Here is a 25,301-nt window from a genome sequence, read left to right as displayed (position 1 = left end):
TCACTCGTCGTCTACACTAATGGCGGTGCCTTGAAACGCCGCTCGTTTTTCCATATCAGTTAGGTTATCAGGCCAGTTAATTTCGCTGATCCGATACTTTCCCGAGACAATTACCGCTTTCAATTCATTACCCGCTGGACTATCAGCTAAACACACACTCAACGATACTGCAGTGCCTACGCTACCATCCCATTTCACTAACAGGGTTTTATCGGTCTCATCCGGCATTAATGGCGTTCGAGCAGGAAACGACTCACCCGCTTTAATATAACGGCGTGTAAAATCACCTTTTTTGATCACATAATCATCAGGTGTATAGGTTTGTTTTTCCATCATTATCCATCGTTCCTTTTTTTACCCATAGCCGCAAGTAACAAACCAACTTGTTTGTCATCGTCAGTTGCATCACTGCCACCATTTTGCTCTAGTGATTGACCATGCCCAGCTTGAAGCGCAGCTAACGCCTCTTTCGCAGCGTTATCACTTTCGCCAGCATCTTCATTCTTGACTTGAGGTGTTGATGCCAATAATTTTTTAGCATCATCAATATTCATGGTAGGCATGCTCGCTAATTGATTTGCCATGGCTTCACGGCCTTTGGCTTCATCACACCCCATAATGCCCAATACACGGCCACGCTCCGCGCTCGCAATGGCAGTTGCATCCAATTGTTCATCGTTTGCTTCTGCATCTTCTTTTACAGTAACAGCTGCTACCTTTCCTTTACTTTTCTCCGTTGTCATATTGGCTCCCATATTGACAATTGTTTTCTCCTGAGCATTAACATGCTCAATCATTAATTCCACGGCATCACTGCTATTCACCAATTCATCAGCAAAACCAATATCAACAACTTCTTGGCCTGTATATGTAGCGGCTTCCGTATCTAAAACATCACCCACCGTCATTCCGATGTTGTCTGCTACTTTTTGAGCGAACATCTGACGAGTATTTTTCAAATCAAGCTGAAATTGTTTTTTGACATCATTAGGTAATTTTTGATATGGGTTGCCATCAACTTTATGTTCACCTTCATAAATCAATGTTATTTCAACTCCCTGACCTTCTAATAATGCTTCCATATTGGTATGCATCATCATCACACCAACCGAACCTGCAACCCCCCGTTTGAGTAATTAAACGACGAGAACACGCTGAGGAAAGCGCTTGACCTGCGCTGCAATGCATATCGCAGCCTAATGACCAAATAGGTTTTTCACTTCTCAACCTCGCTATCATATCCATCGCATCAAAACAGCCGGAAACTTGCCCTCCAGGCGTATCAAAATCAACGAGAATACCTTTAATTGAGGGGTCTTTTATAGCAAACTGTATTCTTGAAATTAAACCGTCATAACCTGTCATACCGCTACGAGGCTGAAGGTAACCGAATTTATGAACTAGCGTCCCATCGACCGGAATAATCGCTATTCCACCAACAGATTTATAATATCGGTCGCGATTATCATCTATTGTTACCTGATCCTCATACGAATATGAATCTGCAAGCTGGATCATTCCTTGTGAATCTAAAACTTCCCCCGTCATCCCATCAATTAATCGGCCAATGCCAATCTCACTCGCCAACACAGAATAAAAAACCCGGGCATAGCCGGGTTCGAGTGCAATAGGTCGATTAAATGCCACATTTGCAATGTGGGCTAAATTTCTAGCCATCAGTTTGTCCTTGTTCAGCCGGAGAGAATTGCTCCGTTTTCATATAACTGGGCGGAGGAAGACCGCTCTTTTTACGCTCATCAACCTCCCTAACTTGCTGAGCAAAAAGTTCTTGATAATCTTTACCTAATTTTGCCGCTTCTTCTTCATACGTTGATAAGCCTGATTCAATCAAGAGGACCGCTTCTTTGACTTCTTTAAGTCCATCGATGGCCATGCGCCCAGAACCAATCCAATCACAGCGAGTCCACGCGTGGCGGCGCTGCTGAAAACTATAACGCGCCCCTTTGGGTAAGGTGACGTACTTCCGGATCAACATTTCTTCAAATAAAAGCTCAAATATTTGATTGGCAAATGGATTAGCAATTATCTTACGGCCACCCATAAAATACCGGTGAGAATCATTCATTGAGGCTCGAATAGTTGAATAACTCATCTGGCTGTAATTTTTTGATAACTGTGCGTAATCTAACCCTGTACCCGCTGCCACATAACGAAGGATAGATTTTTCTAAATCAGCAAATCCTGCACCCATATTTCCAGGTGTTCTAATATTGAATTTATCATTAGGGAGTAAATGAGGTACTTTGACACCGCCTAATTTGATATTATTCTCTGGTTTAGCGTAATAATCACCATAACCTGCAAGCATTTTATCAAGAGGTGCTATATTACTTCCCCCTCGACTGGTACCTGCTAAAAACTCCATCGCTTCTTCGGTGCCGAGTTCTGATTCAATGCTCGCCGCATACATAGCCGCAACAATTGCTTGTTGCAGCGTGGTGTTTTGTAACGTATCGAGCATTTTCAATTGCTCTAAACTACTCAAAAACTTATTTACACCTCGAGTTTGACCTGCCTCTGTCGGCTCAAAAACATGAATAAACCCAATACGACCATTAGCAAGTCGCTTATTGACTCTTCGCCACTTACGACCAACACCGAACTGGTGTCCCCCTTGTTCAATATGAATCGCTATTTCTTGGCCACGTCGATTGAGTTCAATCCCGCCTTTGAGATATTCGGTACTCATTTTATGATTAGGATTAGTTACACACTTTGGCGACACCAACCTAATGCAGGTAGAAAATGGCGAGTGCACATCATTGAACATTTCTGGTTTTGCCATTACATCACCAGAAGACGCATGCATAGCAACTGATTCACGCATCATCATCGTAAACGTACGCTTTCGCTCTGCATCAATATAGCAATTAGGATCTTCAGCTATATCTCGAAAAACGGCTTCAACATCACGCACAAAACCACTATCCGGTTTTATGCCCAACAAATGCCAATTAGGTTTATAGCTTAATCGATATTCAGAACCAATAATGTGATCTTGATGCAATTGGATGGCATTAGCCGCAATCCCATTATTTCGAATAACATCATCAGCTCTAGCCTGCGCTCGCGGTAAAACAGGTAGTAATGCTGCATCAACGGATTGAAGTTGAGGGTTCCAATCCATAAGCTGGCCACCAAATCCTGCACCAGCACCGCGAAACACCATATTTTGACGAGCAACCTCTTCTCGTAATGACGTAACACCATCGGGTGCAAGAAGTTGATTGTTCATTAAAACATTACTCCAGCGGGACCTTTACGTCGCGTGCTTTTCATACCTAATTGAAGTTTTAACTCATCAATATAATTTTTAAGTTGATGTATATTGGCCCGATTAAAATCGATTTGCTGACCATCTTCAGTGATTGATACCGCCATCGTACCTGTTTGCAGTCTGTGATACGCCGTTTCTGCCTGTTGTAATTTATCATTTAATGTCATTTAATGTCATTTAATGTCATTTAATGTCATTTAACCACCGTTAACCAACTGTTTTATAATTAATGAATTACGGCTCTGTTAATACAAAACCAAACCTCTGCATCAAAATATTTAATGCAGCATTAGCATAATTCCAACAATCCAAGGCTTCATCAAATACATGATATTGTTTAACCCAGCGCCAGTTTCGTTGTCCTGATTTATTAATCTCTAATTTCTTAGAGGCACTACAGAGCTGTTTAAAAAACTCATCACCACAAATGTCGTCATCGAGAGGAAAATGAATACAGCCAGGTACAGGATCATTAATTGATTTTGGTGTTAAATTTAAACGTCCATAAAGACGCTCTTTTAATCCATCAGTGCCAAGACGCGTTAAATAGACTTTTTTAAGGTTTTTCTTACGAGGAAAGCTAGCGATGGGTTTCCCATACTTATTTTCACCTTGGATCGGAATGACCCATAATTTCCCATGTTCACGACTCATTTTATAAACATCATCTGTTTTATGGCCCATGGCATCCCAGCACCACAAACTTACATCCATTTTTTCACCATTGGCTTTCATGTACTGATTATAAAGCTGCTTACCTGCCATTTCTTGCATGGCATCACTCGATAAATCACCAAGCACGACAATATGATCAACTAACCAGCATTCTTCACCGACCCCCCATGCCCATACGTAAAATTCAACGCGATCATCTTGAGTATCTATCCCACCAGTCAATATACAAGCCCGAGAATGAACAGGGTTCTCCTTACGATCACCAGCCCACCAAATCTCTCTTCGTAATTTTAAGTGTTCCCAATCTAATTTTTCAGCGTTATCACCTTCCCATAACTCACCTAAAACCAAATTTACAAATGGTTGGAGCTTAGCAGGATCGCCACCACAACTTAAAAATTCTTCAACTAGGCCAATCCAACCAAACGATAAGTTTATGCTGTAACCCGCCCAGCAATGTAAACCCACTTTTCGAGGCGTAGACACTTTTTCATTTGAGTCTGAGAAAAATTGAATACCATCATTTGTCCAGGTACCATCCTCTGCAATCCATCGACCCGCCTTTTCCATTGCGCTAAGTTGGTTATAGTGGATTTTTTGAGTACAACTAATACAGAGATAATGAGCAGTACGAGACTTAGCTGCAATACTGGTTTTTGTGTTTTCCCACTTCATCCCATGCTGACTATCTTTATCTCCCCACACTAACACCTGCTCATGATCACAATGGGGACATGGCAGATAAAAACGAAACGTAAAATCAACCTCTGACATTAACACTTCAATGTGAGACTCACCGGCGACAGTTGGTGTAGTACCCCAACGTTCCATCGGAAAAGCTGCTCCTTCTAATCTAGCTCGAGCAGGTTTTATCGGCGTACCCTCTTTTGCAAAACGCCAAATCCACCCATCAACTTCATCGGCGAATAAAGCGCTTTTCGTTAAACGGCGAGTATTTTTAGGTGTGTGGGTCCCTTTTATATCTAACGTCCAGCCTGCACCGACTTTCTTTTTAACCGTGTTTTTTTCATTCTTTGCAAATAAATAAGGAAATATACGCTGCATGATAGGCATCATTTCCCACGCAGCATCTATTTCATCAATAGTAAAATCTTTAGCATCATCATCCGTTGGCTGATAAATAACAACGTTAGTATTGTATTGCGCTTGCAGACAACTGACCGAACCCACCAATATTTTTGAATACCCAATACGAGCAGATTTTTGAAAAACCACACAACGAATATTGCGATTACACATCATATTTAAAGGCACAACTTGTAATGGCATTGTTGTCCATCGCCCAGCAGTTTGTGATGATCCGGCTGGTAATCTAAAATGTTTATCGCACCATTCACGGCCCGATACTGGAAGCACTTTCCTCATCACCAACAATCCACGCCGGACCGTCTTCTGGATCGCCATCTGTGTAATCTGAGAGATCGGGAGTAATTTCTGAACATTCATTTGCGGCTGCCGTTAGTTCGTTCGTCAACACTTCAACCGCTTCAACTGGCATGTCGGGCCAAGCCAGTTTCATTTTTGAGATAAGGCCATCATGTATTGTTGCTAAATTTCCGCCTACTTGTTGAAGTACATCTGAGATAATATCCAAAGGCCCGTAGGTCTTTTCGAACAACATCCGTTTTGCTCGTTTCATCGCGATACTTTCGCGTTTATCTTCTAGTTTGAGTTTGTTCTCAATTTTATCAAATTCTTCCTCTTCATCAGCATCGGTTTCCGCTTTTTCTTTGCTGTTTCTACTCTTAGATTTATATGTGATATAAGCATGGATACATGCTAGAGGATCAATACCATCTCGGCCTTTTGCTTGAGGCAGAAACCCTTGCTGCATAAGGTTTCTAACCTGACGAGATGAAATATAAAGAAGTGAGGCGATATCCTCCTGGTTAAACTTTTTATCAAGGTTAAATAGCTTTGCCATACGTGTTTAAAAACCGGAAACCGGAAACCCCAAAATCAAAAAAAAAAATTAACAAGCGAAGTTCTGCGGGTATAGAGACCCGTAGGCTTTAAATACGCCCAGAAGGACCCATGCCACTAGCCTTACCACAATCATCAAGTTGCTGACCTTTGAGCTTCATATCTAGATTATGTAGTTCTTCATCACGTTTATACTGGCAGCTAATATCCAATCATTTGTTGTCAATACACTACTTGCGGCTGTCGATACTGATGCACTATATGCAGCAGTACTTATAACTTTTTGAATGGTTGGCTCACTCATCGCTTACTCTCTACCCAGTGGGTTAAACGTTGCCAGTCCGCATCGCATCCTGTGATCTTGGCGATTAATATCAATGTGTACTCAGCTAGCTCAGCGTTGGTTTGTGCTGAGTAATCAGGGATTAAACAGTTGCTTAGCATATTGTCAGGGGGGAACACATACTCGGTCTGTGTGACTGTTACTGTTCGTACAATGGGTGGCGTGTTGGAGCAGCTGAGCAACATCATTAGGCACAGCAGTATCACCCCATATCTGCAATGTTTCATTAGACTTTACCATATGAGTTAATTTAGATTTAGCGACTACCAACCGTTTGTTAATTCGTTCTTTCTCTATCGCATTCTGTTTGTTGAGAGCCGCCGATAAATCAAGCTCAAGCATAAGTCTTTGTTGTTCCGCTTCTTGTGTTGCGACAACATCGGATAATGCATTCAAATCAATAAGCAATGAAGTCTTTTGAATTTCTAACAATTCAATATTTGTCTGTGCAACATCTAACTTCAGTTGCAGCATGAGTCCGAACGCCACCGAACCAGCCAAGGCAAATATCAAAATAACAAAGGTTTTATTAAATGGATTAGGCATCAAGCCCCCTTAAGCAAAGCTGTCTCTCCGATTGACGTCTTTTGATTAAACCTTTTAACTTTTTACCTGCGCCATACACCCAACGCGATAGCTCATTACAAGCACCGATTCTATCACCGGCTAATAATTTCTTTCGCAATGTGGAATCGGCAAACGCTTGATGACCTACTTTATAGATAAAACTCAAATATGCCCCGTGTTCGCTATCTGTGAGCATCACGGGGTGAGTTAACTTCATCAATTTATAATTGTGTTTGCTTAAATCAACGACTAATTGCTCTAAGCACTCTTTCTCTGTAAATGTCTGACCGTGCTTTAAATCTGTTCCCGTATGACCATAGCAACTAGTCAAAACCCCAATAGGATCCAAATAACTACTAAATACTTGGCCTTCATGCTCAGCTATTAATGCACCACCACCTGCAACACTGGCGGCGAAGCCGAACATCATCAACTTCCTAGAAATATTCATAATAATTATTCACTGGTTAGTGATTGAAGTGTTTGGTTAAAAATATCGCTATCCATCTCAACCCCAACAAATCCACAGTCCAACTCATTGCATGCTTTTGCTGTACTGCCTGAACCCATAAAAGGATCAAGTACAACCATTCCGGCACGAGTACTTGAACTAATGATGTGCTTCATTAATTTCAACGGCTTTTCACAAGGGTGTTTACCTGGATAAAATTGAACAGAGTCGAAATCCCACACATCCGTGTAAGGAACATCTTTGTTAACGCTAAAGGGTCTGCGTAAATTCTCATATTGTTGACGTAAATCATCATAATCACACCTCAGTTCTATATAAGAACGGTGCAATACATCATATTCAGTCGTTAACTCTTTATGGGTTTTATTTAAAGTCCCTGCTTTTTCAGCAAACAATTTTTGTAACTCAAGATACTGAGCTTCTGTCGGTAACTTCCATTGAGAGGAACTAAACCAATGGCTGCACATCTGAGTATTAGTTGCCTCATTAACCTGCTTACTTTGAATACCAGCTTTCGCCTTTGCATCACGAAAGTAAGCAATCAACGGTTCGAACACAGCCCCTTTTAACTCACTGCATTTATCTGAATAACCAGAATTACCTTTGGCGAAACCCTGCGCACCATAATGCTCAGCAAAAATAATCCGCTCTGTTTGAGAAGCAAACTTTCTTAACCCCTCCTTACGGTGCTTACGATGAATGCCGTTCTTTTTACGCCAAACGATATGATTCAATACATTGAAACGACTATCTATTAAGACCTCTACTTTTGCAGCTAGCCGCTCTGAACAAAACAGATATAAGCTGCCAGCGGGCTTTAATACTCGCCACATTTCAAACAAAATAGAATCTAGCCAAGCCAAGAAGCATGATTCATCATCCCACTGATTATCCCAGGCATCTTTTTTCACTTTAAAGTAAGGCGGGTCAGTCGCAATCAAATCAACTGAGTTATCTTCCATTTCTTTTAATACATTTAAGCAATCATCGTTATATAAGGTAAATCCATTTTCTATTGTTATTTTTGTCATTGCTTATCCCTAAAACAAAATACTGGGTGACTTTATATAGGCATAAAAAAAACCGCTCGAGGCGGGTAAGGAATGCAAGGTCAATTTAGACGGCCCATTTAAATACAACAACTTCGAGCTTATAAATATCCTAGCGTTTTCTATGGGAAAAAAGCGGCAAAATCTTGCCGCTTTTAGGTAAAATGGTGCCGAATTACCTATTTTCAGGCTAAAACGACACTAAAACCCGCCTTTTTAACCATTAAAAAGGGTCACTCAACTGACACCCCTTACATTTCGGCACTTATCAGTGGTCACTTTTCAACCTGTGATTGCATACTTCTCTTAGGCTGATGCAATGACCTACCATCTAGCCCAGTCTGTATCTAGCATTGAATAGGAGAGCAAAATAGAGTTGATCTTAGGAATGTCTTAAAAAATATACTTTTGAGAGTTTCAATTGATTTTCACTTGAAATACCAAAGTGGTGAGATCCACTACTTTTTAGTAGTGGAATTTTTTAGGTTTTTATTAACGTTTATTGTGTGTTTTACTACGTTCGATAGGGATTTAGGCTGAGTGCCAAAGTCGCTGTTAAGGCAAGTTAAAGATGTCACATTAGGGAGCAAAGTAGACATGTCACACAAGTCAGTGTCTTTTATCAATCCCTTGTTAAGGAAATCGATGTGTAGGTATGGCAAGGTGTTGAGGTTTTTCCATTCATTAATATTTAATGATGATTATGACCGAAATGGTTGTACGAAATGATTTACGTGTCCATAAGTGATTTAGCTTAGTTTCGGACATGTTTAGTTGATGCTGTACGTAACTGCTGGGTTTTGTACAGGCGGGGATTATTCGATAAATTGCTTAGCGTGGGGTATTTTCCGTTTTCCAAGCGCACCCCATCAAGCTCAAAGCTGCCAGAGGCATGTTTTACGGTTTTTTGACTGATGCCATTGCGACGATTAGGCTGTGTATCTTGCTCAAGATGCTGTTCGATTTCAGCATTAAGTGCCGCCTCGGTGAGCTGTTTAATTAATGGGCTGAGAATACCGTCTTTACCCGTTAAGTTTTTACCTGCTTATAACGCTTTTAAGGCTTCTTCAAAATCAAAAGATTGAATCATGTGTCATCCCTGTTTTTAACTATTGTACGGAAATGACACAGAATTACGAACACTACCTTTAATCAATCTCCACCTCCACCTCCGTCACCACCACAGCCTCCATCGCCACCAAAGAACCCACCACCATCTGAACCGCCACCGCCTGTACCACTTCCTCGCCCCCTCGGTCCCACTATTTCAAGTAAGATTGATACAAGAAAAACAGCTACTAATATTGGGCAAAAGGTACTCTGAAATGTTATAGAAGACTCAAGGTCGGTGTAGTACCAAGACACTGCCAAGCCTGACAGTCTAATTAACCATGAAAACATACTGCCTCCGTTTAGCATTTTACGCCCAGATAAGGGGCCGGAAAGAGTGGAGCTCTTGGAGGTCCCGCTTGAGCTGCTTGTTATGCATTAACTTTTTTGATGTATTTAGTTATTGAGTGCTGGACGTACCGACGCCGTAATGGACCAAAAGCCATTATGATAAAAATAATAAAGTATTTCATAATTTAGGATGCATAACCTTTATATAGCGCACATGCGCATTTACATATTAGACTAGTAAAAACGCGCATGCGCACTGTATTTTCATGAAATTGACGAGAAAGGAGGCTAAAACCATTGACATCCTCCCTAGAAATCATGTCAATAGATCTTAAAAATGAGTGTTTGTCTTACATCTAAAACAAACCATATCTAGGATGTATAGGATCAATTTAAAGATCTATTTTGTTAAGGCAAGTTAAAGATGTCACATTAGGGAGCAAAATAGACATGTCACATGAGTCGTATACCTTTTCAATCCCTTGTTAAACTCGCCTTAAACTCCACATCCTGCATAAACACGGGATTAATGCATCTTGCCTGTGCCTTTCTACTACCCGCTTTCTTATTCCTATGACGGTGATGTTCTTCCGCTCTTTCTTCTTGACTCTCTTTCGCAAAAGCCAACGCCGCACCTAAACGTTTATTACTGACTATTTCACCTTGCTGAACATGTCTCAACGTATCAAACACGCTGTATGTTAACTCTTCACCACAATATCGAAGCGCAATTGTGCCATCAGGGTAGTCATAAATCATAACCCTTTTGTTAACTAACCGCTTCGCTTTGTCTGTTGGATCAAGTAAGTAAATGACTTTATCGTATTGTAGTGTCAGTGAATTTGAGACTGTACGACTGCTTTGCCTTGTAAAGATATCGTCCAGTTCAACAGCGGACTCTTGCGCTGGACGATGCGCATCTTGTGAAGAATAAGCAGAGCAAGCAAAACGACGATTAAAGTCCGCCATAAACTCGGGGAGCCATGCATTGGCTTCTTCAATGGTATTAATGCCTGCAAGACGCATTTCTTTTATCAGGCGATCTTGGAGTGTTCTATTTGCTCGTTCAACCCGTCCCTTAGCTTGCGAGCTGTTGGCACAAATTAATTCGATATTGAGCTCATACAAAATCCGCCCGTATTGGGTCATCTGCTTACTGCTTTTGCGACTAGGCGAATTAACCTTAAAGACCGAATGTTTATCGCTATAAAAAGCGATCGGCTTGCCGTAATTATCGATATACTCACGAGTAATATTCATATAATCATAGCTGGTCTCAGATTCACAAAAGCGTAATGACATCAATTGACTGGTCGCATCATCAATAAAAACCAGTAAACAACATTTAGCCGAACGGCCTTCAAACCAATCATGGTGAGAACCATCAATTTGAACCAAGTCACCATAACATTCACGTCGATAACGGGGTTGATAGATTTTTTTCTGTTTACGCTTACGGACCCGCCATAATCCTTCTGTGATTAGCCATTGCCTTAAAGTTTCACTGGACAGTTTAATCCCATGTAATTCAGCCAATTTTTCACAGGCAAAGGTCGGTTTAAAATCCGCATATTTTTGCTTAACGAGCGTGAAAACTTTCTCTCGAAACTCAGGCAAGAAACGACGATTACTAGCCTGTCCACGACGTTTAGACACTAGACCCACTTCGCCATCCTGACGAAATTGATTCACCAGCCTTTGAATATGCCGACGCGTCAGTCCTAACATTGACGCAGCGGTCATTTGGGTTAATTGTTTATTGCAAACGCCCTTAATTACACCAATACGGTGCAGCTCTTCTTCGCTCATCGTAATTAACATGGCACCCATCTAATACACTGGATTATTTGTGCCCAGCATACCAAAATGTGACATCTCTAAATTGGGGGAATGTGACATTACTATATTGGATCTACAGAGTGCCAAAGTCGCGTGGCATACAATCTCTATTATGTTCAATAGGGAAAATCTCTCTCGTTTACTAAATTTTCAACTAAAATTTATAGTTTTTACGTAATCTAGAAGAAAATCTTGCTTATTTAAGTAAGAATAGAAGGTAATCCACTTTCATTTGATATAAATATGACTAATATAACATTATCCTCAAATAACAATTTTTTCTCAGAACGAAATATCGGATCGAGCGAACTAGAGCATATAAAAAATGCTGGTAATATTATCGAATTCAAGCAACAGCAAAGTAAATTTGAAAAAGTATGGGACATTATAGCTGATTATTTTTGTGGTACTGACAAAGACCAAGCTCGTGAATTGTTATTTAAGATTATGGATAATCAAACAAGCGACGAAGGTAGAGCAGCTTCATTTCAACAACTTAAAGATATGTGTGGTGTGAGTTCACAACAATACTTCAAGAGCGATCAAAACAACTTTTGGATTGAAGGCACAGATATTCTTTTTCGAAAGGGGAATATGAAAAATGAAGTTGAAGTGATAGAACTTCAACACAGTCATCCTGATAATCATTCCCAAATTAGAAATCAATTATTAGCTCATAACAATCTACGAGAAGTTAATCTCTCGATTTATGAAGATGAAGGGGGACCAGGGCTAGCGATTTATGAAGGTGAAGGGGGACCAGGGGGAGCGATGTATGAAGGTGAAGGGGGACCAGGGGTAGCGATGTATGAAGGTGAAGGGAGTCACGGCTCCTTTTCAAATAATGAGTTTGCCTATGCAGATAATGTAATTGCAGAAGCAGCTTCACTTGCAAATCCATTTTTAGAAATTGATAATGTAAAGCTTAATCGAAACACTCAAACCAAAGATGAAATGATTAGAGATCTTGAGATGATTGGGAACGGTAATTCTAGAGAAGCCTATAAAATGCCTGATGGTAGGCTTCTTAAAATAGGAACTGCTGCTTTAGACCGCGACGTATATAAAGATGCAAGTGAAAATCTCAAAGGTTTATACAATGCACTATATGATGGTCGATTTGCTTATTTATCTGAGCAATTTTCTTCTGGTGTCACCAAAGATGGTTTCCCTTATACAATAGCCCCAGACATAAATGATGTAAAAAATGCACATGTTTACATAGAAGATCAGAGTAATCCAAGTAGAACTGAAAAAATCGATTTAGAGCTTTTTAGAAACTATTGGCAGCAAGGCGGTAGAGCATCAGATATTCATCCTGATAACTTCGCAGTAATAGAAGGCTGTTTACTTCCGGTTGATGGTAAATATGCTTGCTTAGAAAATGCTCTCGATTGGCAAGGAGACCAACCTAATTTAAATTCTATTGAAACAGATTTTAGAGATGAGTTTAGTTATTAGTGAGTTTCTTTAAAATCTGTATTTACGCATGACTTAAAAGAAGCTATTAGGGGGGATTTAAAAATAAGTTAATATTTAAATTCCCCTAAAGACTCTTTCATACTACCAGTGATAAGGCTTTTTTATCACTGGTATTCTATTTATTTAAATATTTATTTTGCAATACAAGGAAAGAATATTCCGCAATCAGAATCACCTGAATCTAAAACTGGATCTTCTACTGCATCAGCAAAGCCTAAAGTACTTCCTCCTGAATATTGAGCCAAAGATGTCATGAAAGTTACTTCATCTTGAATATTAGCAATTGCATTGGCAGTTTTAAATAATGAATTTTCGACAATAGCTTTAGATTCATTTTTAGCTAAAGCTTTTCGTAAATTAAATGTATTTATGCTCGATTGGGTCAATTCATCAATGGTAGCAAACATTGTGACATTAAAGACTGGGGCAGGAAATCCACTAAAAAACTTCTGAATAACTTTTGCTGTCCAATCAGAGCCTGAGCATTCACCTGAACTTTGATTTTCATTTAAATCGGTGTAAAACCCTATATTTCTTTGGTAAGGATTTACACTACTTTGTGTAAACAACTCATCAGCACTATGACAAAGTGCATCAGCTAACGGTGTCATATTCCCTGTAGGCAAGCTTTTTAGGCTATCGAGTTCTGTCATGGCATCAAGGGGATCTGAAAAATCAAGACGCTTATCAAAACCAGTATTTGATTCAAATGCTGCAACCGCTACTTTTAATATCCCACCTTGAGCGGCAGCCTCTGCGATAGCTTTACCAAGATCGCTTTGCGCTTGAGTAATTGCATCTTGATAACGAGTGTTGCCTGTTGATTGACGAATTTGATCCATAGAACCAGTTCTATCAATAACAATCTGAAAAAAAGAGGTTGATTGAGCTTGTACTAGAGGGCTTAAGATTAAACCCAGTAACAATCCAATAAAATAACGCTTATGAAGCATAGTATTAATCCTTTAATTATAGAGAGTGTAAGTTTTATCCATGCATTGGGTTTCACGATTGCTCACTAACTATAATTAAAAAACAATATATTTCAGTATCATAATCATGTTATTAACAATAACAACTTGTGATTGAGTTTACAGGATGTAATGATTGTTACACTGATCCATTCTACTTTCCACAAAAAAACTCTATTAAATCTCCCAATCGAACCTTCCCCCTACCAGTGATAACTGTTCTTATCACGGGTGTATTCAAATTGGGCTACCAGTGATAAACCCGGTTTATCACTGGTAGAGGAACTTTAATTTTATTTAATTATCAATAGATTCAAAGGGTAATTTTTGGAAGGTGAGGGCAATATAAACCTTGATGGAAATCAGGTGGTAAAACACCCCGTTTCATTTTAAGCCATTCTAATTGTTTCTCAGCACTTTTAAACTTAACTGCTAGCAAAACTTCCAAAGCAGCCTCATTTTTAGCTAGATAACTTGATGAGGATAATTGATATTGATACAGATCTACTTGAGTAATGTGCTTTGAAAAATAATCAACCGCTGTGTTTAATTGATGTTTATCTCTAAACTTGTACACGATAATAGAAGTAGGTAACCCTTGTTCTGATTTAGAGAAGAAATCTTTATTTTCAATGACTTCTTTAAAGGCGAATTTATGGGGAGGAGCAAGAAAAGATTCTGTAAATACAGGCTCTTTTCCCTTTTCTTTATCAGGGTGACGTACATGATCAGGCAAGCGCCAAGCTTCGCTGTACAAATACGCAGTCATCGACTCTCTTGTTTTAAATTGTCTTTCAACTAAAATTTTAACTCTGTCATTCCGTACACTTCCGTAGGTGAACCTCACATTTTTATCATTCAAAAAAGAAGTGAGCACTTTATTTTTGCTACTATCAGATATGTCATAAACTTTAAATAAAACATATGGCTCTGAAATTGGTGTTAACTGAGTCATATTATTAGCACAACCGAAAAGGACACTGAACATTCCCATGAACCCAAGACAACGAAAGTAAACATAGCGAGAAGCAACCATAATCATTCCCTTTAATAGTATGTTTATTACAGTTTAGGATATAAATAAAATCATACCAGCATACTGGTTTGATTCTCGTTATAACATTGGTATTAACACAGTATTTGTAGATGTAGCTGGGAAGTCTTACAGTGATAAGGTGCCTTATCACTGGTAGGGTTTAACTCCATATTTGAAATATTCATCCATAAATCTCGCCTGTTATCTACTCAGTTTGGGTGGTTTTTCTTCTTTTTTTCAATGAAAGGTTTCTGAGTAATGAACTTATCGGTATTAGTTTTATTCTCATTGTAATTTGTTTTATAGTGCTGAAAATCAGTCAATAACGTTACAAACTGATGTTCATATATTGCCATTGATAATGCAATAAGCATGGCCACAGCATAACTCACTGGTATAATAAACAATATAACATGAAACTCTTTTAGATTGGGATAAAAACTGGCAATATCAAACCAGTAAAAAACACCTGCAATGAACAATAGCGCCACAGCACCCCCTAAGTTAATACATTGACTACTGATACTCATTGATAATGAATGTGTTTTTTTTGGCGCAATATCGGCCGTAATTGATATCGCCATCACAGTAAAGCTACTTATCATGCCTAACATTAATAATAACAGTGCCGTTAACATATTCGACAAGGTAGCATAAATGACGAATATACTTATGACCATGCCTAATAAACTGATTATAAATAGGATAAACTCTCTATAATGATAAAACATTTTCGTTAACCAACCTGCCAAAGGTGATCCGATAATATAACCAATAAAAACGGTCGCAACAGATGTTTCTGTATATAAATTATGAGCACCCAATTTATCCTCCATAAAAGGAAATAGCCAAGAAGCATAAAAAGAGACCATAGGTAACGCATGAAAAAAAACGTACGCATAAGATTTCATTAAATTAGCATGTTTTTTAATTATTTTTGATTGATCATTGTTAACAGTAGGGTATGAAGGTAAAGAAGAAACAACAGCATTACTCTTTAATAAAAATCGTCTTTTTTTTATCATCATAAAGAAAAGTATAACAACGACTAAGATAACGGGAATAAAGGTAAGTAACTTTAATGCAGTACTCGGTCCATATTGAGAAAATAAAAGTGTAAAAATAAAGCTGGATAGAATGGCTCCTGTCCCCCCTATCGCAAATATAATACCTAACGCTAAAGAATACATCTTTTGAGTAAAAATATTTTTAGCAATATATAGACTAAACACTAAAGAAAAACTAGAAGCGATACCTAAAATAAAGAGTGCCATCGCCACCATGTAGAAATGAGTTGATATTGCGAGTAATAGTATGCCTGAAATATGTAACAAAGACATGATTAATAGGAGAAACTCAAAGGATAATTTATCAACTATCACACTTGCAGGGGATTGAAAAGCCACATAAGCAAACCAAAAAACAAATAATACCATATTGAGCTGTATGGGGTTCAACATATTACCATCATGTATATGGGGAACAAATAGACTAGGAATAAGTCGAAACATATATTGATGAAAATAAAAACCTAATGAGCATAACCAAATGAGAAATAAAGCTGATTTCCAGTGCCATTTTTCATTTTTCATTAAATCAGTCTTATCTGTAAGAGTCATCGTCACTCCTTGAAAATAATCAACACCTGTTTATCTGTTAAGTTGTATGTCCTGCTAACTGATATGCATCATGCTATAGGGTTGCAATTTTTTTAATGTTTGAAGGTCACAAATTAATTATAGTAAAAAACATAGTGATCAATAATAAAGATAATTTCCCTCAAAAATCGCCGATTTACCATAATACTGATTGGACGCCACGCGGCATTGGGGTTCGAGGGAAAAGAGCTCTGACCCCCTTAAAATGAGCCCTTATCTTAGCAAAAAACGGCAAAAATTTAAATGATAATAAGTGGTGAAATCCGCCACTCTGAAACTTAACTCTAAAAACGATGTGAATACGTTATAAAGAAGCTTTACAGCTCTTTTTAATTTCGCTTAACTCTTTAGATGATCCATTTAGCGAAAATTCAAAATAAGTTGGTTGCTGTCCTTGCCATTGCAATTCTAGTAATGCCTTATTCGAAGATGCAATATTACTTATAAACCCATCACGACCATCAAAGTGAATGAATTCCCCCCCACGCCTAATTTTGAGGCTTAAAGCATGGACTTTGGCGGCTGAAAGCCAAAGTCGCGTGGTATACTTCTCTATCATGGTAAATGCACGGTTTTTGAGGGAAATTATTTGTTCTGTTGATAGATTCACTTTAGAAGGGAATTGTTAAGTCAGCCCACCTCTCATATCAACTGGGTTAAAAAGAGTTTTAATAATTCATAGGTTTTGTTATGGGCATTCGAACTCGGTAACAACTAATTCTGAATTACATGGTAAAGAGTCCATCTGCGATATAGGGGAACATCTTTACCTTGAATACGTTCTCTCGCAGTTTGCTCAAAGGCTTTGGAATACTTTGTTGAAAGCTCTTCCATATTTTCAACAACAACTTGACCTACGTTTTGGTCACGCACAACAATTTGATCATTCTCTTTTTTAAATATCCCAATTGTGTGTCCTCTTCCTTCTCCCCCTTTATCTCCAAAATCCATCATATACATTTTCCCAACTTCCAACTCTAAATAATTCATTTCACCGATTTCTCCAGTTTTCATATCAATCCAGCCACGAACAAAATCATCATAGCCATCTGGAACCAGCATTCGTTTAAGACCTTTCATTTCCAAATATTCATCCATTCCATTCGATGATTTTAAAGCCTTCTTCTGATATTTTTGGTGCTCCTGCACTAGTATCTTCAATTTTTTTGGCATTCTTAAGGGGTTCTCTGTGATATTGTCACCTGCAATAATCTTGAGAAACCAGTCCACTGTCAAAGCTGTACACACACCGCGAAGATTTTCGTCATTGCAAGCAGACTCTAACGCCTCATAATCTTCGTCCTCATTAAAGAATTCCTTAAACTGCTCTCCCAAGTGTTGTTCAAACTTAGGTTGTTCTTCTTGACTGTTCAATAAAGATTCTGCTTCAGGCACCTTTGTCCTTTTGTGAAAAGGCCAACATGACAGAAAACAATCATACCATTTTAATTGAACAACTTGCCCATCCCTTTGTTGTGAAAGAATATTATACGCTACTGGTCTCATTTTTCTTTGAGCGATGAATTCAGGTCTGTTAACTACGAAACCAATACCTTGCTTCCCATTTCCTTTTTTCTGAACAACAGTATTAGCAACCGTCCTGCTTTTATTCTCTTTCGGTTTCTCTACTTGTGCATACATATCTCAATCCTTTTTAAATTGGCTTTATTCAATGTTATAGGCTTTCTTTGTATTGCCTATAACAACCACGGTGGTGTTTACCGGACTAGTGAACTTTATTACGACTATATATTTATCATTGAATGGCCTAATAACACCTGTTCTGAGTGCTATTAAGCCAGTGCGTCACTCTTCCACACCATTAGTCACTATAAAATTTAATGTAGCATAAGCCACGAGTTGTCACTTTTACATGAAACACTGTTATTTTTGCTTTCTGCATAACTAAAATTTGTGATTAAATTTCTAGGGAGGCTGTTAGATGTTTAGGGTAAGATAGTGCTAACAGCTCACCTTCGGCACGTCTGAGCCAATATTGATATGATTTTTCAGAATCAAACCCGACTAGAGCCCAATTCTTTGTGCAGATATAGCGAACGCGCAGCGCACGACGGCAATCATTACTTAATTGCTCGACTTGTTGGTCATATTGATGAACATGATCTGGCACTGGCTGTTCCGTGCTTTCAATTCGAATTTCACCGAGTTTGTCGCAAGCGCTCCGGCTCCCATAGCCACCACCGTACTCCTGCCCCCGCCAATATAGGCCCCATGTTTTAAGCTCTCGCCGCAGTGTTTTAATGCTCATTCGCTCAATTTGCATAAGCTGCGCTCCGTTGCACTTCGGCCAAAGGAATTTGAAACACATCATCACAGAATGCCAAAATATCGTCATAGCTCACAGGGCTGGCGCCACTCTCCCAATTGCGATAAGTGCGAATGCAAATACCATAATGAAGGGCCACCTCAGTTTGCGTCATGCCGCGAATACGCCGCCCAGTTTTCAAAATATCAAAGCCCTGCACTTTTTTGCTCATCACCCTGCTCCCCTGCTCTGTTCAATTCAGCACAGCCTTTATCAATCAAATACATGTGGTAATCATTCAACGCTCGTAACATGCCGCTATCCAGCGATGTGCGCACATAAGTGCGTAACAACAACGGCAATGCATGATTTAAAATGCGTTCTCCGACCATGGTATCGACGCCCATATCGGCAATGATCGTGCGGCACAATTTGCGCAATGCATGGCTAGTAAAATATTTAAACCGGATAGACTCACTCCAATACTGAACCGTACGGATTGAAACCACTTCACTACGATCCCCAGCAAACAAATATTCTCGTTTGCCGATATGCTTTAACTGCCAACGTTTATAAACACGTAACAAACCTTTAGCCGCGCCAGTTAATGGCAACCGGTGCGCTTGCTTGGTTTTGGTATCTAACGCAGGGATAGACCAATACTCCCCCGCAAAATGGGACCATTTTGCTAGCCTTGTCTCATCAATGCGCGAGCCAAACATAATCATCAGCATGAACAACATATTGCAGGGCTTATTAGCCGATTTTAGTGAACTAAATAGCGCGTTTAAATCAGCTTCACTTAATGGCGCATCAATTTCAGGAGGCAAAGTTAAACTTAATTGCACTCGATACCCGGCTAATGGATCTTGACTCAGTAAACGCAAATCACATGCCGTACTTAGGGCCCGCTTTAATACATTGGCCGTCAATCTTATGTAGTGCGGTGCATACTCATCTGCCAGCATAGTTTTAACGAGTTCGGTATCCACTGTGATGAAATCAAGCTGCGACAAAAGCACATCGCCTAAGCGTGGATGAAGGTGCGTTTTGCTCATGCTTTTACAATTGCGCCGCCAGCTTTTACTTAACGTCGTATTGCTTTGAATATGGCCCACATACCAATTAAGTAAATCAGATACTGTTACCAGCTCAGCCGAGTTCACCACCTCACCCGCAGCGACCTTTGCTAGGCGTTTAGGCAAATCATTCACCAGAGTCTTTAAACAAAGGCTTGGCCAATTGCCCTGCTTTTTCCATGCGGTTTTACCGTCACTGGGCAAAATCAAATGCACCGATGCTCGGCCGCGTTTGCTAATAGCTCTTAATCGCAATTCAGGATACCGATGATCTCGAAACTCACGCGACGAACTATCAGCCAACCATCTTTTAATTTGACTGTCATTGAGTTTGCCATACTGCACACTGCTCATTTATCCGTTCCTACATTGTAAATTTAACTTATCTCTAAACTCGGCCAACTTGCGCTTATTTTTCATATAATCATTGCTGGCTTTACCTGGCATAGGCAGTGCCTCATGAATAGGCGCGGCTAAATCCTCCCCAGCCTTAAAACGCCTCGAATAAATCATCAAGTGTCGCTCAAACGCATCTCTTACCGCTTGCTCTGTTCCCCTAGCAAATAGCCATTGTCCAGTTTCTTCAACCGCTAAACGCACAACAACATGACTCCACTTGTGCTTGTGTTTTATATCGGGTCGATAATATTTAAGCGCTTCTCTAAACGCCTTATCAAAACGAGGTAAGCCATCGCTGTTATCACTAAAACACCAACTGCAGAACTGTCTAGGTGAAGGCCAAAAAATCCGTTCGCCTTGTTCACTGCGAGCTCGGTTAAGACCAATTTGAACAAGCTGCTCACTATTCACTTTTTGCACTGCAAAGGTCTTTAACCATTCAACCTTGTGAACACCAACCTGATCGGCTTTAGGTCCAGCAACAGGAAATAAAATCTGTAATTTAGCAAACACGCTATTGACCAGTTCTTTCTCATAATTAGTCACTTCATGATGCTGATATGATTGCTGAGGTTGTGTTGTACCCGCTTGTGAATACACCCATTCTTGTGTCTGCTCTACATTAAAATCACCAGACTTAGAATCAGGCTCTGGCATTAATGTATGTAAATTTTTCATTGAGTTATTCATTAAAATTGCTCCTTGTTCAGTGCCTACGGTGAATTAAAATAATGGGTCATTTGGGTCAAAGACTTGGCTTGTCCAGTCGTCATCAGCTTGTGGTGCTTGAACCGGTCTAGCACTAGGCCTGATATTCGCGTTAAGTAACCAGCTAAATTCAAATGTAACCCATCCTCTTGCGGCGCTGGTACCAATGCAGTCCTCTACGCTATATCCCGCTTCAACGGCCTTTTTTAGATGTGGTGTTATACGATTAATCGCAGTTTGATTCAGCGGCGAACGCCTAGCTTTACGAACGGCAATCCAGTCTTGCATGACCAAATCACTTGGCATTGAAGGCCAGTTGCTAAAATCAAACTTAGCCAACGGATCCGCTTTGGTCTTTTTGGCTCTTTTCGTTTTGCTAGGCAAGCCTGAATTATTTTCGGGTGTAATATCTTTTAAATGTTTATTTTGTAGATCTGTTTCTTTTATAGTTGCGGGTTCACCGTCGGACGGTTTATCCGTCGGACGGGTTTCCAGTTGTACGGTGCTGGTTTTCAGTTGTTCGGATGAGTCTTGAATAACGGGCGTGGGATACACTAACCAATCCGTCCCTGTTATTAGCCCTTTATCGTTCCTAACCACCTGCTTACGCACATAATTAGCACCTTGCAACTCTGTCAACATACGAGTGAGTTTATCCCTGCCGCACTTAGGAGACTGCTCTTGTAACCACTTAGTATGAAATCCCCAATTTTCGGGCAGGCTCAGCATGAAGCTTAACAAACCACGAGCTTCAAAAGTGAGCACTTTATCTTGGATGGTTGAATTGGGGATCACAGTAAACTCTTGTGAAATATTCGCTTTATAAATCGCCATATATCTCCTTAGCAAAATAACCCGCTTGATTAATTAAATAATCTCAGCTAGCATAAATTTGCCTTATCTAAGGTGCGTTATTAAGCCTGCTGGTCGCCAAAACTTACGCAGGCTTTCTTATTTCTAGTGTTAATTTTGTCTGCTCACCCTTTTCCTTTGTTCATAATCATCCCGACAATCAGCATCACAAAAAAGTTGTTCGTCCATAGGCTCATGGCAGTTATGACAGCGGCCAATTTTTGGAAGCGGTGGGGTGTTAACACGATTAGCCATGGCAACATTAAAGTTCAATTGCTCTTGCGAAGCGGCGCGATCGGCACAGTCACTCATGCACTAGCCTCTTTGTCGGTTTGTAGTTTAAAATTTCTATTAAATCAGGACGTAATTGCTTTGCAGTAACTTCACCAGCGGTATATTTTTCTATTGATAATGCAACCTCAAATGGGATATTACGAATTCCATTAGCGTATGCCCTGATAGTTACCTCTTCTTTACCCAAAAAAACAGCAAGCCTTTCCCTTTGTTTTTTTCTTTCTTTTTCCTTAAAACTAGAAAAATACTTATGTAAAGAATTAAACCTCTCCATATGAATACCTTTTTAAAACCGTAAAGATACTATATGTATCGCACTGGAATTAGTCAAGCTAGTTTTAGTATCACGCGTGGGTAGCATAATTGTCATTGATGAGCTAGGATACTAGATGTATCATTACAACTAAGGATGGATTTTTGTATACAGAGATGAGTGCAATGACTAAAGCAAAACCATTGTGGGCTATACGCGCAGAAGAAATGATGGGAACTAAAGGTATAACTCAGGAAGATCTTTTAGATGTTTTTGATGTAGGTACTAGAGGTTCGGTCGGTCATAGGTTTAGCGGTCGTCAACTAGCACGAATAGAAGAAGTTCAAAGACTAGCTAAAAAGCTAGGGACGACTGTAAGTTACCTGATAGGTGATTCAGATGAATTACCTACATCAACCGATCAACATAAAGACATTAACGATCACTCTGTTCTCGCTAAATCATTCCAATACTTAGCTAGAATAGATAAATTGAATGATTCTGAAATAAAAAGCTTATTTCAGTTACTTGAAAAACTGGATCTTTCAAGGGTTATACAAGTATATGAAGTTTTGCATGAAATAGAACGCACTGGAGATGTTTCTTCTATAATAAAATTAGAGGACTTTAGAAAAATATCCTAACATATTCAATTTGTAATTTTATTTTGAGTAAGTAGGATTTTCTTACCAGCTAGCATAAGTTTTGCGTCAATTTCATTCAGCCCTATTGTTTGTTTTTCTAACGACGCCTCCTCTTCTATTTTTAAACGATCAACAGCTATTTTTCCAAGTTCAGAAATCAATTCTGGACTATAATCACCAAAGTAAAAACGTTCAACTTTCTTTCTAAACTTTAAAATCACCCCTGTATTATTTGAAGTCACAACGTCCTTTTCATTATCACTGTATATTACTCTTATATTAACATCCTCGCTGTTTTTGACAGTTGTATCACCTGTGACGTTTACTTTTCTTAAAAAAAATAAAACTAGAAGTAAACTAAAAATACAATATAAGACGTATGCTACTAATAAATTCATTTATTAAGCCTCGTTAAATTCAATTAACCCAATGATTTTATATAATGGGTATAAAGAAAGGAGAGTAACTGTAGATATGTTAGAAAAAGTCACAACAAACTTGTACCAATACAACAATTCATTCGTATCATAAAAAACTCTTTCAACCCCCCTAAGAGATTGAGTAAGTATGAGTAAAGGAGAAAGATAGAGGCAAAGTCTTGAGATTTTTGTTATATGACAATTACTTACTCTATGAATTGAAATTACAGATAAGAACCATAAAGTCTCAGCTAAAACTAGAAAAGAATAAAAATAAATCCTAATAGTAATAGTGTCAGTGTCAGTGTCAAGGCCTGATATTTTCGATGATAAATAAGATGTTATAGTGTGAAAAATAAGAACTAAAAGTGACGTGATAAATATCGATGTTTCTATTTCATTTAATTTATTACCGCCGCCTCGATAAACACTTAAAATTGAGTGTGAAGAGTAATAAACAATAGTTAAAAATAAAAATATTTCTATCAATATTAAAACAAAATCCAATTTAAGTAAAAAAACATCCATTTTCAATCCTTAATTTTCATCCATAATTATTAACTTTTATACTGAGTCTGGCTCCACTCCACCACCACTTCCACTACCTTGGGGAGATGTTTCACCAAGAATGCTATATTCTGAAACTGTTAACATTGATTCTTCTTTATTGCTAGATAATGGAGGCTCGTTTCCGCTACCATTACCTAATGATTGCTCATTTAAACGCCGCGCTTCTTCTGATATTTGAACTGTATCAACACTGCTAGTAAGGGGATTACTTTTTCTATCTGGCTCTACACCGCTGCCCCCCCCATCAATTTTATTATCAAAAGCACTAACAGAAACATATAGGTTATTAGATATTCCACTTATCATATCAACTCTTCCTTTTATAAAAACATAGTTAATGTAACTCACGCCGCAAACTCATGATAGCATTTCTATCAATTTAGTAAATACAGTATTGACACCAAAAGATACTTATACTATCTTTTGGTTATAGGGATACATTATGTATCCAACAAAGGAGCCAAACATGATCTTAACAAAGTGTCCCCACACCAATAAAGAACGCGCTGAGTTTCCATTACTCGCCTTACTGCATTTCGCCTGCCTTATGGCCGTTGGCAATCCAATGCATTGCCCTCGTGTTCAAAAGCGCTTAAATGAGCTGCAAGAGCGTCTTGATATCTTTAACCCTAGCCGCTTGTTCCGTGAAACATATTGTAAACAAATCGGCCAGTTAGGTAAAAACTTTAATTTGCAGATTAAAGATAAGCGTCTGCATGTTAGTCGCATAACAACCGCGTTAACAACAACTTCCAAAAAAACAGCGATTGACAATATTGTCCATTCGTCTAATCAAGTCAATATATAAAGTTAACGTTTACACAACAAGCGGAGCTTGTTATGTCTACTCAAAACGCTAGTTGTATCAGCATGTTACAAAGTACGCGTTCAAACGCCCCCGCTATCAGCTATTGCAGCCACATGATAGCCAGCCTGAAACAGACACAGCGTGACTATCCGCATGAGTCACATTGTTTCCAGCGCCTAATTCAGCAGTGGCGGGCAATGCGCAGGGATTTACGCAAGCAAAAGTCACACGCGAGTAGCACAAAAGTCTAATCAACTTAAGTCTTATTAAAGCT

Annotated in this window: 32 protein-coding genes and 1 pseudogene; 4 read left to right on the top strand and 29 right to left on the bottom strand. The window is 39.0% G+C overall.

The window, feature by feature from the left end:
- From L2764_RS06605 to L2764_RS06545, 14 genes and pseudogenes are all read right to left on the bottom strand, one after another.
- The gene (locus L2764_RS06605) at window positions 1-336 is read right to left on the bottom strand and encodes a head decoration protein (RefSeq protein WP_248939438.1); all 336 of its coding nucleotides are present in this window, start codon (window positions 334-336) and stop codon (window positions 1-3) included.
- Complete coding sequence (locus L2764_RS28510; protein WP_248939437.1) at window positions 336-1,082, bottom strand: S49 family peptidase; 747 nt, start codon at window positions 1,080-1,082, stop codon at window positions 336-338. Before L2764_RS28510 ends, L2764_RS06605 begins: the two co-directional genes overlap by 1 nt.
- Complete coding sequence (locus L2764_RS28505; protein WP_248939436.1) at window positions 1,051-1,677, bottom strand: Clp protease/crotonase-like domain-containing protein; 627 nt, start codon at window positions 1,675-1,677, stop codon at window positions 1,051-1,053. The genes L2764_RS28510 and L2764_RS28505 overlap by 32 nt, the downstream gene beginning before the upstream one ends.
- Window positions 1,670-3,256: a phage portal protein gene (locus L2764_RS06590; protein WP_248939435.1), complete on the bottom strand. Its 1,587-nt coding sequence runs from the start codon at window positions 3,254-3,256 to the stop codon at window positions 1,670-1,672. Before L2764_RS06590 ends, L2764_RS28505 begins: the two co-directional genes overlap by 8 nt.
- Window positions 3,256-3,465 carry a gpW family head-tail joining protein gene (gpW, locus tag L2764_RS06585; protein WP_248939434.1) on the bottom strand — a complete coding sequence of 70 codons (210 nt, stop codon included), beginning with the start codon at window positions 3,463-3,465 and terminating at the stop codon, window positions 3,256-3,258. The genes L2764_RS06590 and gpW overlap by 1 nt, the downstream gene beginning before the upstream one ends.
- Window positions 3,466-3,532: 67 nt before the next feature.
- Window positions 3,533-5,359, bottom strand: a complete 1,827-nt coding sequence (locus L2764_RS06580; RefSeq protein ID WP_248939433.1) for a terminase gpA endonuclease subunit — start codon at window positions 5,357-5,359, stop codon at window positions 3,533-3,535.
- Complete coding sequence (locus L2764_RS06575; RefSeq protein ID WP_248939432.1) at window positions 5,328-5,918, bottom strand: hypothetical protein; 591 nt, start codon at window positions 5,916-5,918, stop codon at window positions 5,328-5,330. Before L2764_RS06575 ends, L2764_RS06580 begins: the two co-directional genes overlap by 32 nt.
- A gap of 299 nt (window positions 5,919-6,217) precedes the next feature.
- Window positions 6,218-6,445 carry an Rz1-like lysis system protein LysC gene (gene lysC, locus L2764_RS28160; protein WP_376708385.1) on the bottom strand — a complete coding sequence of 76 codons (228 nt, stop codon included), beginning with the start codon at window positions 6,443-6,445 and terminating at the stop codon, window positions 6,218-6,220.
- Window positions 6,366-6,806 carry a hypothetical protein gene (locus tag L2764_RS06570; protein ID WP_248939431.1) on the bottom strand — a complete coding sequence of 147 codons (441 nt, stop codon included), beginning with the start codon at window positions 6,804-6,806 and terminating at the stop codon, window positions 6,366-6,368. Before L2764_RS06570 ends, lysC begins: the two co-directional genes overlap by 80 nt.
- Entirely contained in the window at window positions 6,799-7,257 is a 459-nt protein-coding gene (locus L2764_RS06565) for a lysozyme (protein ID WP_248939430.1), read from the bottom strand. The genes L2764_RS06570 and L2764_RS06565 overlap by 8 nt, the downstream gene beginning before the upstream one ends.
- Window positions 7,258-7,283: 26 nt before the next feature.
- Window positions 7,284-8,330 carry a DNA-methyltransferase gene (locus L2764_RS06560; RefSeq protein WP_248939429.1) on the bottom strand — a complete coding sequence of 349 codons (1,047 nt, stop codon included), beginning with the start codon at window positions 8,328-8,330 and terminating at the stop codon, window positions 7,284-7,286.
- Between the two features lie 808 nt (window positions 8,331-9,138).
- Window positions 9,139-9,438, bottom strand: a pseudogene (locus L2764_RS06555) (transposase); the annotation flags it as partial.
- 62 nt (window positions 9,439-9,500) lie between these two features.
- Window positions 9,501-9,749, bottom strand: a complete 249-nt coding sequence (locus tag L2764_RS06550) for a hypothetical protein (protein WP_248939428.1) — start codon at window positions 9,747-9,749, stop codon at window positions 9,501-9,503.
- 474 nt (window positions 9,750-10,223) lie between these two features.
- Complete coding sequence (locus tag L2764_RS06545) at window positions 10,224-11,558, bottom strand: ISNCY family transposase (protein ID WP_376708384.1); 1,335 nt, start codon at window positions 11,556-11,558, stop codon at window positions 10,224-10,226.
- Window positions 11,559-11,831: 273 nt separating this feature from the next.
- On the opposite strand from L2764_RS06545, the gene L2764_RS06540 reads away from it, so the two are divergent.
- Complete coding sequence (locus L2764_RS06540; RefSeq protein ID WP_248939426.1) at window positions 11,832-13,049, top strand: hypothetical protein; 1,218 nt, start codon at window positions 11,832-11,834, stop codon at window positions 13,047-13,049.
- A gap of 152 nt (window positions 13,050-13,201) precedes the next feature.
- Here L2764_RS06540 and L2764_RS06535 read toward each other — a convergent pair whose 3' ends face one another.
- From L2764_RS06535 to L2764_RS06480, 12 genes are all read right to left on the bottom strand, one after another.
- Window positions 13,202-14,023 carry a hypothetical protein gene (locus L2764_RS06535; protein WP_248939425.1) on the bottom strand — a complete coding sequence of 274 codons (822 nt, stop codon included), beginning with the start codon at window positions 14,021-14,023 and terminating at the stop codon, window positions 13,202-13,204.
- A 331-nt stretch (window positions 14,024-14,354) separates the two neighbouring features.
- Entirely contained in the window at window positions 14,355-15,077 is a 723-nt protein-coding gene (locus tag L2764_RS06530) for a hypothetical protein (RefSeq protein ID WP_248939424.1), read from the bottom strand.
- Window positions 15,078-15,286: 209 nt separating this feature from the next.
- The gene (locus L2764_RS06525; protein WP_248939423.1) at window positions 15,287-16,696 is read right to left on the bottom strand and encodes an MFS transporter; all 1,410 of its coding nucleotides are present in this window, start codon (window positions 16,694-16,696) and stop codon (window positions 15,287-15,289) included.
- Between the two features lie 343 nt (window positions 16,697-17,039).
- Complete coding sequence (locus L2764_RS06520; RefSeq protein WP_248939422.1) at window positions 17,040-17,294, bottom strand: hypothetical protein; 255 nt, start codon at window positions 17,292-17,294, stop codon at window positions 17,040-17,042.
- A 155-nt stretch (window positions 17,295-17,449) separates the two neighbouring features.
- Window positions 17,450-18,376: a hypothetical protein gene (locus L2764_RS06515; RefSeq protein ID WP_248939421.1), complete on the bottom strand. Its 927-nt coding sequence runs from the start codon at window positions 18,374-18,376 to the stop codon at window positions 17,450-17,452.
- A gap of 277 nt (window positions 18,377-18,653) precedes the next feature.
- Window positions 18,654-19,019 carry a hypothetical protein gene (locus L2764_RS06510; RefSeq protein ID WP_248939420.1) on the bottom strand — a complete coding sequence of 122 codons (366 nt, stop codon included), beginning with the start codon at window positions 19,017-19,019 and terminating at the stop codon, window positions 18,654-18,656.
- On the bottom strand, window positions 19,009-19,233 hold the full coding sequence (locus L2764_RS06505; RefSeq protein WP_248939419.1) for a helix-turn-helix domain-containing protein: 225 nt from the start codon (window positions 19,231-19,233) through the stop codon (window positions 19,009-19,011). The genes L2764_RS06510 and L2764_RS06505 overlap by 11 nt, the downstream gene beginning before the upstream one ends.
- Window positions 19,208-20,434: a tyrosine-type recombinase/integrase gene (locus L2764_RS06500; protein WP_248939418.1), complete on the bottom strand. Its 1,227-nt coding sequence runs from the start codon at window positions 20,432-20,434 to the stop codon at window positions 19,208-19,210. The genes L2764_RS06505 and L2764_RS06500 overlap by 26 nt, the downstream gene beginning before the upstream one ends.
- Complete coding sequence (locus L2764_RS06495; RefSeq protein ID WP_248939417.1) at window positions 20,435-21,169, bottom strand: replication protein P; 735 nt, start codon at window positions 21,167-21,169, stop codon at window positions 20,435-20,437.
- A 33-nt stretch (window positions 21,170-21,202) separates the two neighbouring features.
- The gene (locus L2764_RS06490; RefSeq protein ID WP_248939416.1) at window positions 21,203-22,021 is read right to left on the bottom strand and encodes a phage replication initiator YdaU family protein; all 819 of its coding nucleotides are present in this window, start codon (window positions 22,019-22,021) and stop codon (window positions 21,203-21,205) included.
- Between the two features lie 129 nt (window positions 22,022-22,150).
- Entirely contained in the window at window positions 22,151-22,351 is a 201-nt protein-coding gene (locus L2764_RS06485; protein WP_248939415.1) for a hypothetical protein, read from the bottom strand.
- Window positions 22,344-22,607 (bottom strand): YdaS family helix-turn-helix protein, encoded by a 264-nt coding sequence (locus L2764_RS06480; protein ID WP_248939414.1) that lies wholly within the window; start codon window positions 22,605-22,607, stop codon window positions 22,344-22,346. The genes L2764_RS06485 and L2764_RS06480 overlap by 8 nt, the downstream gene beginning before the upstream one ends.
- 143 nt (window positions 22,608-22,750) lie before the next feature.
- Between L2764_RS06480 and L2764_RS06475 the strand changes: the two genes are divergently transcribed.
- Window positions 22,751-23,230 (top strand): helix-turn-helix domain-containing protein, encoded by a 480-nt coding sequence (locus tag L2764_RS06475; RefSeq protein ID WP_248939413.1) that lies wholly within the window; start codon window positions 22,751-22,753, stop codon window positions 23,228-23,230.
- A gap of 5 nt (window positions 23,231-23,235) precedes the next feature.
- On the opposite strand, the gene L2764_RS06470 is transcribed toward L2764_RS06475, so the two are convergent.
- From L2764_RS06470 to L2764_RS06460, 3 genes are read right to left on the bottom strand one after another with little or no spacing between them, the layout of a single operon-like run.
- Window positions 23,236-23,628 carry a hypothetical protein gene (locus L2764_RS06470; protein WP_248939412.1) on the bottom strand — a complete coding sequence of 131 codons (393 nt, stop codon included), beginning with the start codon at window positions 23,626-23,628 and terminating at the stop codon, window positions 23,236-23,238.
- 3 nt (window positions 23,629-23,631) lie between these two features.
- Window positions 23,632-24,177 carry a hypothetical protein gene (locus L2764_RS06465; protein WP_248939411.1) on the bottom strand — a complete coding sequence of 182 codons (546 nt, stop codon included), beginning with the start codon at window positions 24,175-24,177 and terminating at the stop codon, window positions 23,632-23,634.
- A 36-nt stretch (window positions 24,178-24,213) separates the two neighbouring features.
- Window positions 24,214-24,567, bottom strand: coding sequence for a hypothetical protein (locus L2764_RS06460; RefSeq protein WP_248939410.1), 354 nt, complete (start codon window positions 24,565-24,567; stop codon window positions 24,214-24,216).
- 118 nt (window positions 24,568-24,685) lie between these two features.
- On the opposite strand from L2764_RS06460, the gene L2764_RS06455 reads away from it, so the two are divergent.
- Complete coding sequence (locus L2764_RS06455; protein WP_248939409.1) at window positions 24,686-25,027, top strand: hypothetical protein; 342 nt, start codon at window positions 24,686-24,688, stop codon at window positions 25,025-25,027.
- A 32-nt stretch (window positions 25,028-25,059) separates the two neighbouring features.
- Window positions 25,060-25,278, top strand: coding sequence for a hypothetical protein (locus L2764_RS06450; RefSeq protein ID WP_248939408.1), 219 nt, complete (start codon window positions 25,060-25,062; stop codon window positions 25,276-25,278).
- Window positions 25,279-25,301: the final 23 nt, after the last annotated feature.

The sequence above is a fragment of the Shewanella surugensis genome (assembly GCF_023284005.1).
GTDB lineage: Bacteria > Pseudomonadota > Gammaproteobacteria > Enterobacterales > Shewanellaceae > Shewanella > Shewanella surugensis.
Note: the sequence above shows the minus strand (reverse complement) of the source record. Positions and strands in the feature narration are given on the sequence as shown.

Excerpts from the sequence above, each read along its gene's own strand:
- L2764_RS06500 (WP_248939418.1), bottom strand. The coding sequence starts at position 20,434 with ATGAGCAGTGTGCAGTATGGCAAACTCAATGACAGTCAAATTAAAAGA.
- lysC (WP_376708385.1), bottom strand. The coding sequence starts at position 6,445 with ATGTTGCTCAGCTGCTCCAACACGCCACCCATTGTACGAACAGTAACA.
- L2764_RS06525 (WP_248939423.1), bottom strand. The coding sequence starts at position 16,696 with ATGACTCTTACAGATAAGACTGATTTAATGAAAAATGAAAAATGGCAC.
- L2764_RS06470 (WP_248939412.1), bottom strand. The coding sequence starts at position 23,628 with ATGAATTTATTAGTAGCATACGTCTTATATTGTATTTTTAGTTTACTT.
- L2764_RS06570 (WP_248939431.1), bottom strand. The coding sequence starts at position 6,806 with ATGCCTAATCCATTTAATAAAACCTTTGTTATTTTGATATTTGCCTTG.
- L2764_RS06530 (WP_248939424.1), bottom strand. The coding sequence starts at position 15,077 with ATGGTTGCTTCTCGCTATGTTTACTTTCGTTGTCTTGGGTTCATGGGA.
- L2764_RS06545 (WP_376708384.1), bottom strand. The coding sequence starts at position 11,558 with ATGAGCGAAGAAGAGCTGCACCGTATTGGTGTAATTAAGGGCGTTTGC.
- L2764_RS06450 (WP_248939408.1), top strand. The coding sequence starts at position 25,060 with ATGTCTACTCAAAACGCTAGTTGTATCAGCATGTTACAAAGTACGCGT.
- L2764_RS06560 (WP_248939429.1), bottom strand. The coding sequence starts at position 8,330 with ATGACAAAAATAACAATAGAAAATGGATTTACCTTATATAACGATGAT.
- L2764_RS28510 (WP_248939437.1), bottom strand. The coding sequence starts at position 1,082 with ATGGAAGCATTATTAGAAGGTCAGGGAGTTGAAATAACATTGATTTAT.
- L2764_RS06520 (WP_248939422.1), bottom strand. The coding sequence starts at position 17,294 with ATGATAGAGAAGTATACCACGCGACTTTGGCTTTCAGCCGCCAAAGTC.
- L2764_RS06480 (WP_248939414.1), bottom strand. The coding sequence starts at position 22,607 with ATGGAGAGGTTTAATTCTTTACATAAGTATTTTTCTAGTTTTAAGGAA.
- L2764_RS06510 (WP_248939420.1), bottom strand. The coding sequence starts at position 19,019 with ATGCAAATTGAGCGAATGAGCATTAAAACACTGCGGCGAGAGCTTAAA.
- L2764_RS06580 (WP_248939433.1), bottom strand. The coding sequence starts at position 5,359 with ATGAGGAAAGTGCTTCCAGTATCGGGCCGTGAATGGTGCGATAAACAT.
- L2764_RS28505 (WP_248939436.1), bottom strand. The coding sequence starts at position 1,677 with ATGGCTAGAAATTTAGCCCACATTGCAAATGTGGCATTTAATCGACCT.
- L2764_RS06515 (WP_248939421.1), bottom strand. The coding sequence starts at position 18,376 with ATGTATGCACAAGTAGAGAAACCGAAAGAGAATAAAAGCAGGACGGTT.
- gpW (WP_248939434.1), bottom strand. The coding sequence starts at position 3,465 with ATGACATTAAATGATAAATTACAACAGGCAGAAACGGCGTATCACAGA.
- L2764_RS06565 (WP_248939430.1), bottom strand. The coding sequence starts at position 7,257 with ATGATGTTCGGCTTCGCCGCCAGTGTTGCAGGTGGTGGTGCATTAATA.
- L2764_RS06485 (WP_248939415.1), bottom strand. The coding sequence starts at position 22,351 with ATGAGTGACTGTGCCGATCGCGCCGCTTCGCAAGAGCAATTGAACTTT.
- L2764_RS06490 (WP_248939416.1), bottom strand. The coding sequence starts at position 22,021 with ATGGCGATTTATAAAGCGAATATTTCACAAGAGTTTACTGTGATCCCC.
- L2764_RS06550 (WP_248939428.1), bottom strand. The coding sequence starts at position 9,749 with ATGTTTTCATGGTTAATTAGACTGTCAGGCTTGGCAGTGTCTTGGTAC.
- L2764_RS06590 (WP_248939435.1), bottom strand. The coding sequence starts at position 3,256 with ATGAACAATCAACTTCTTGCACCCGATGGTGTTACGTCATTACGAGAA.
- L2764_RS06535 (WP_248939425.1), bottom strand. The coding sequence starts at position 14,023 with ATGCTTCATAAGCGTTATTTTATTGGATTGTTACTGGGTTTAATCTTA.
- L2764_RS06455 (WP_248939409.1), top strand. The coding sequence starts at position 24,686 with ATGATCTTAACAAAGTGTCCCCACACCAATAAAGAACGCGCTGAGTTT.
- L2764_RS06465 (WP_248939411.1), bottom strand. The coding sequence starts at position 24,177 with ATGGATGTTTTTTTACTTAAATTGGATTTTGTTTTAATATTGATAGAA.
- L2764_RS06495 (WP_248939417.1), bottom strand. The coding sequence starts at position 21,169 with ATGAATAACTCAATGAAAAATTTACATACATTAATGCCAGAGCCTGAT.
- L2764_RS06605 (WP_248939438.1), bottom strand. The coding sequence starts at position 336 with ATGATGGAAAAACAAACCTATACACCTGATGATTATGTGATCAAAAAA.
- L2764_RS06540 (WP_248939426.1), top strand. The coding sequence starts at position 11,832 with ATGACTAATATAACATTATCCTCAAATAACAATTTTTTCTCAGAACGA.
- L2764_RS06505 (WP_248939419.1), bottom strand. The coding sequence starts at position 19,233 with ATGAGCAAAAAAGTGCAGGGCTTTGATATTTTGAAAACTGGGCGGCGT.
- L2764_RS06575 (WP_248939432.1), bottom strand. The coding sequence starts at position 5,918 with ATGGCAAAGCTATTTAACCTTGATAAAAAGTTTAACCAGGAGGATATC.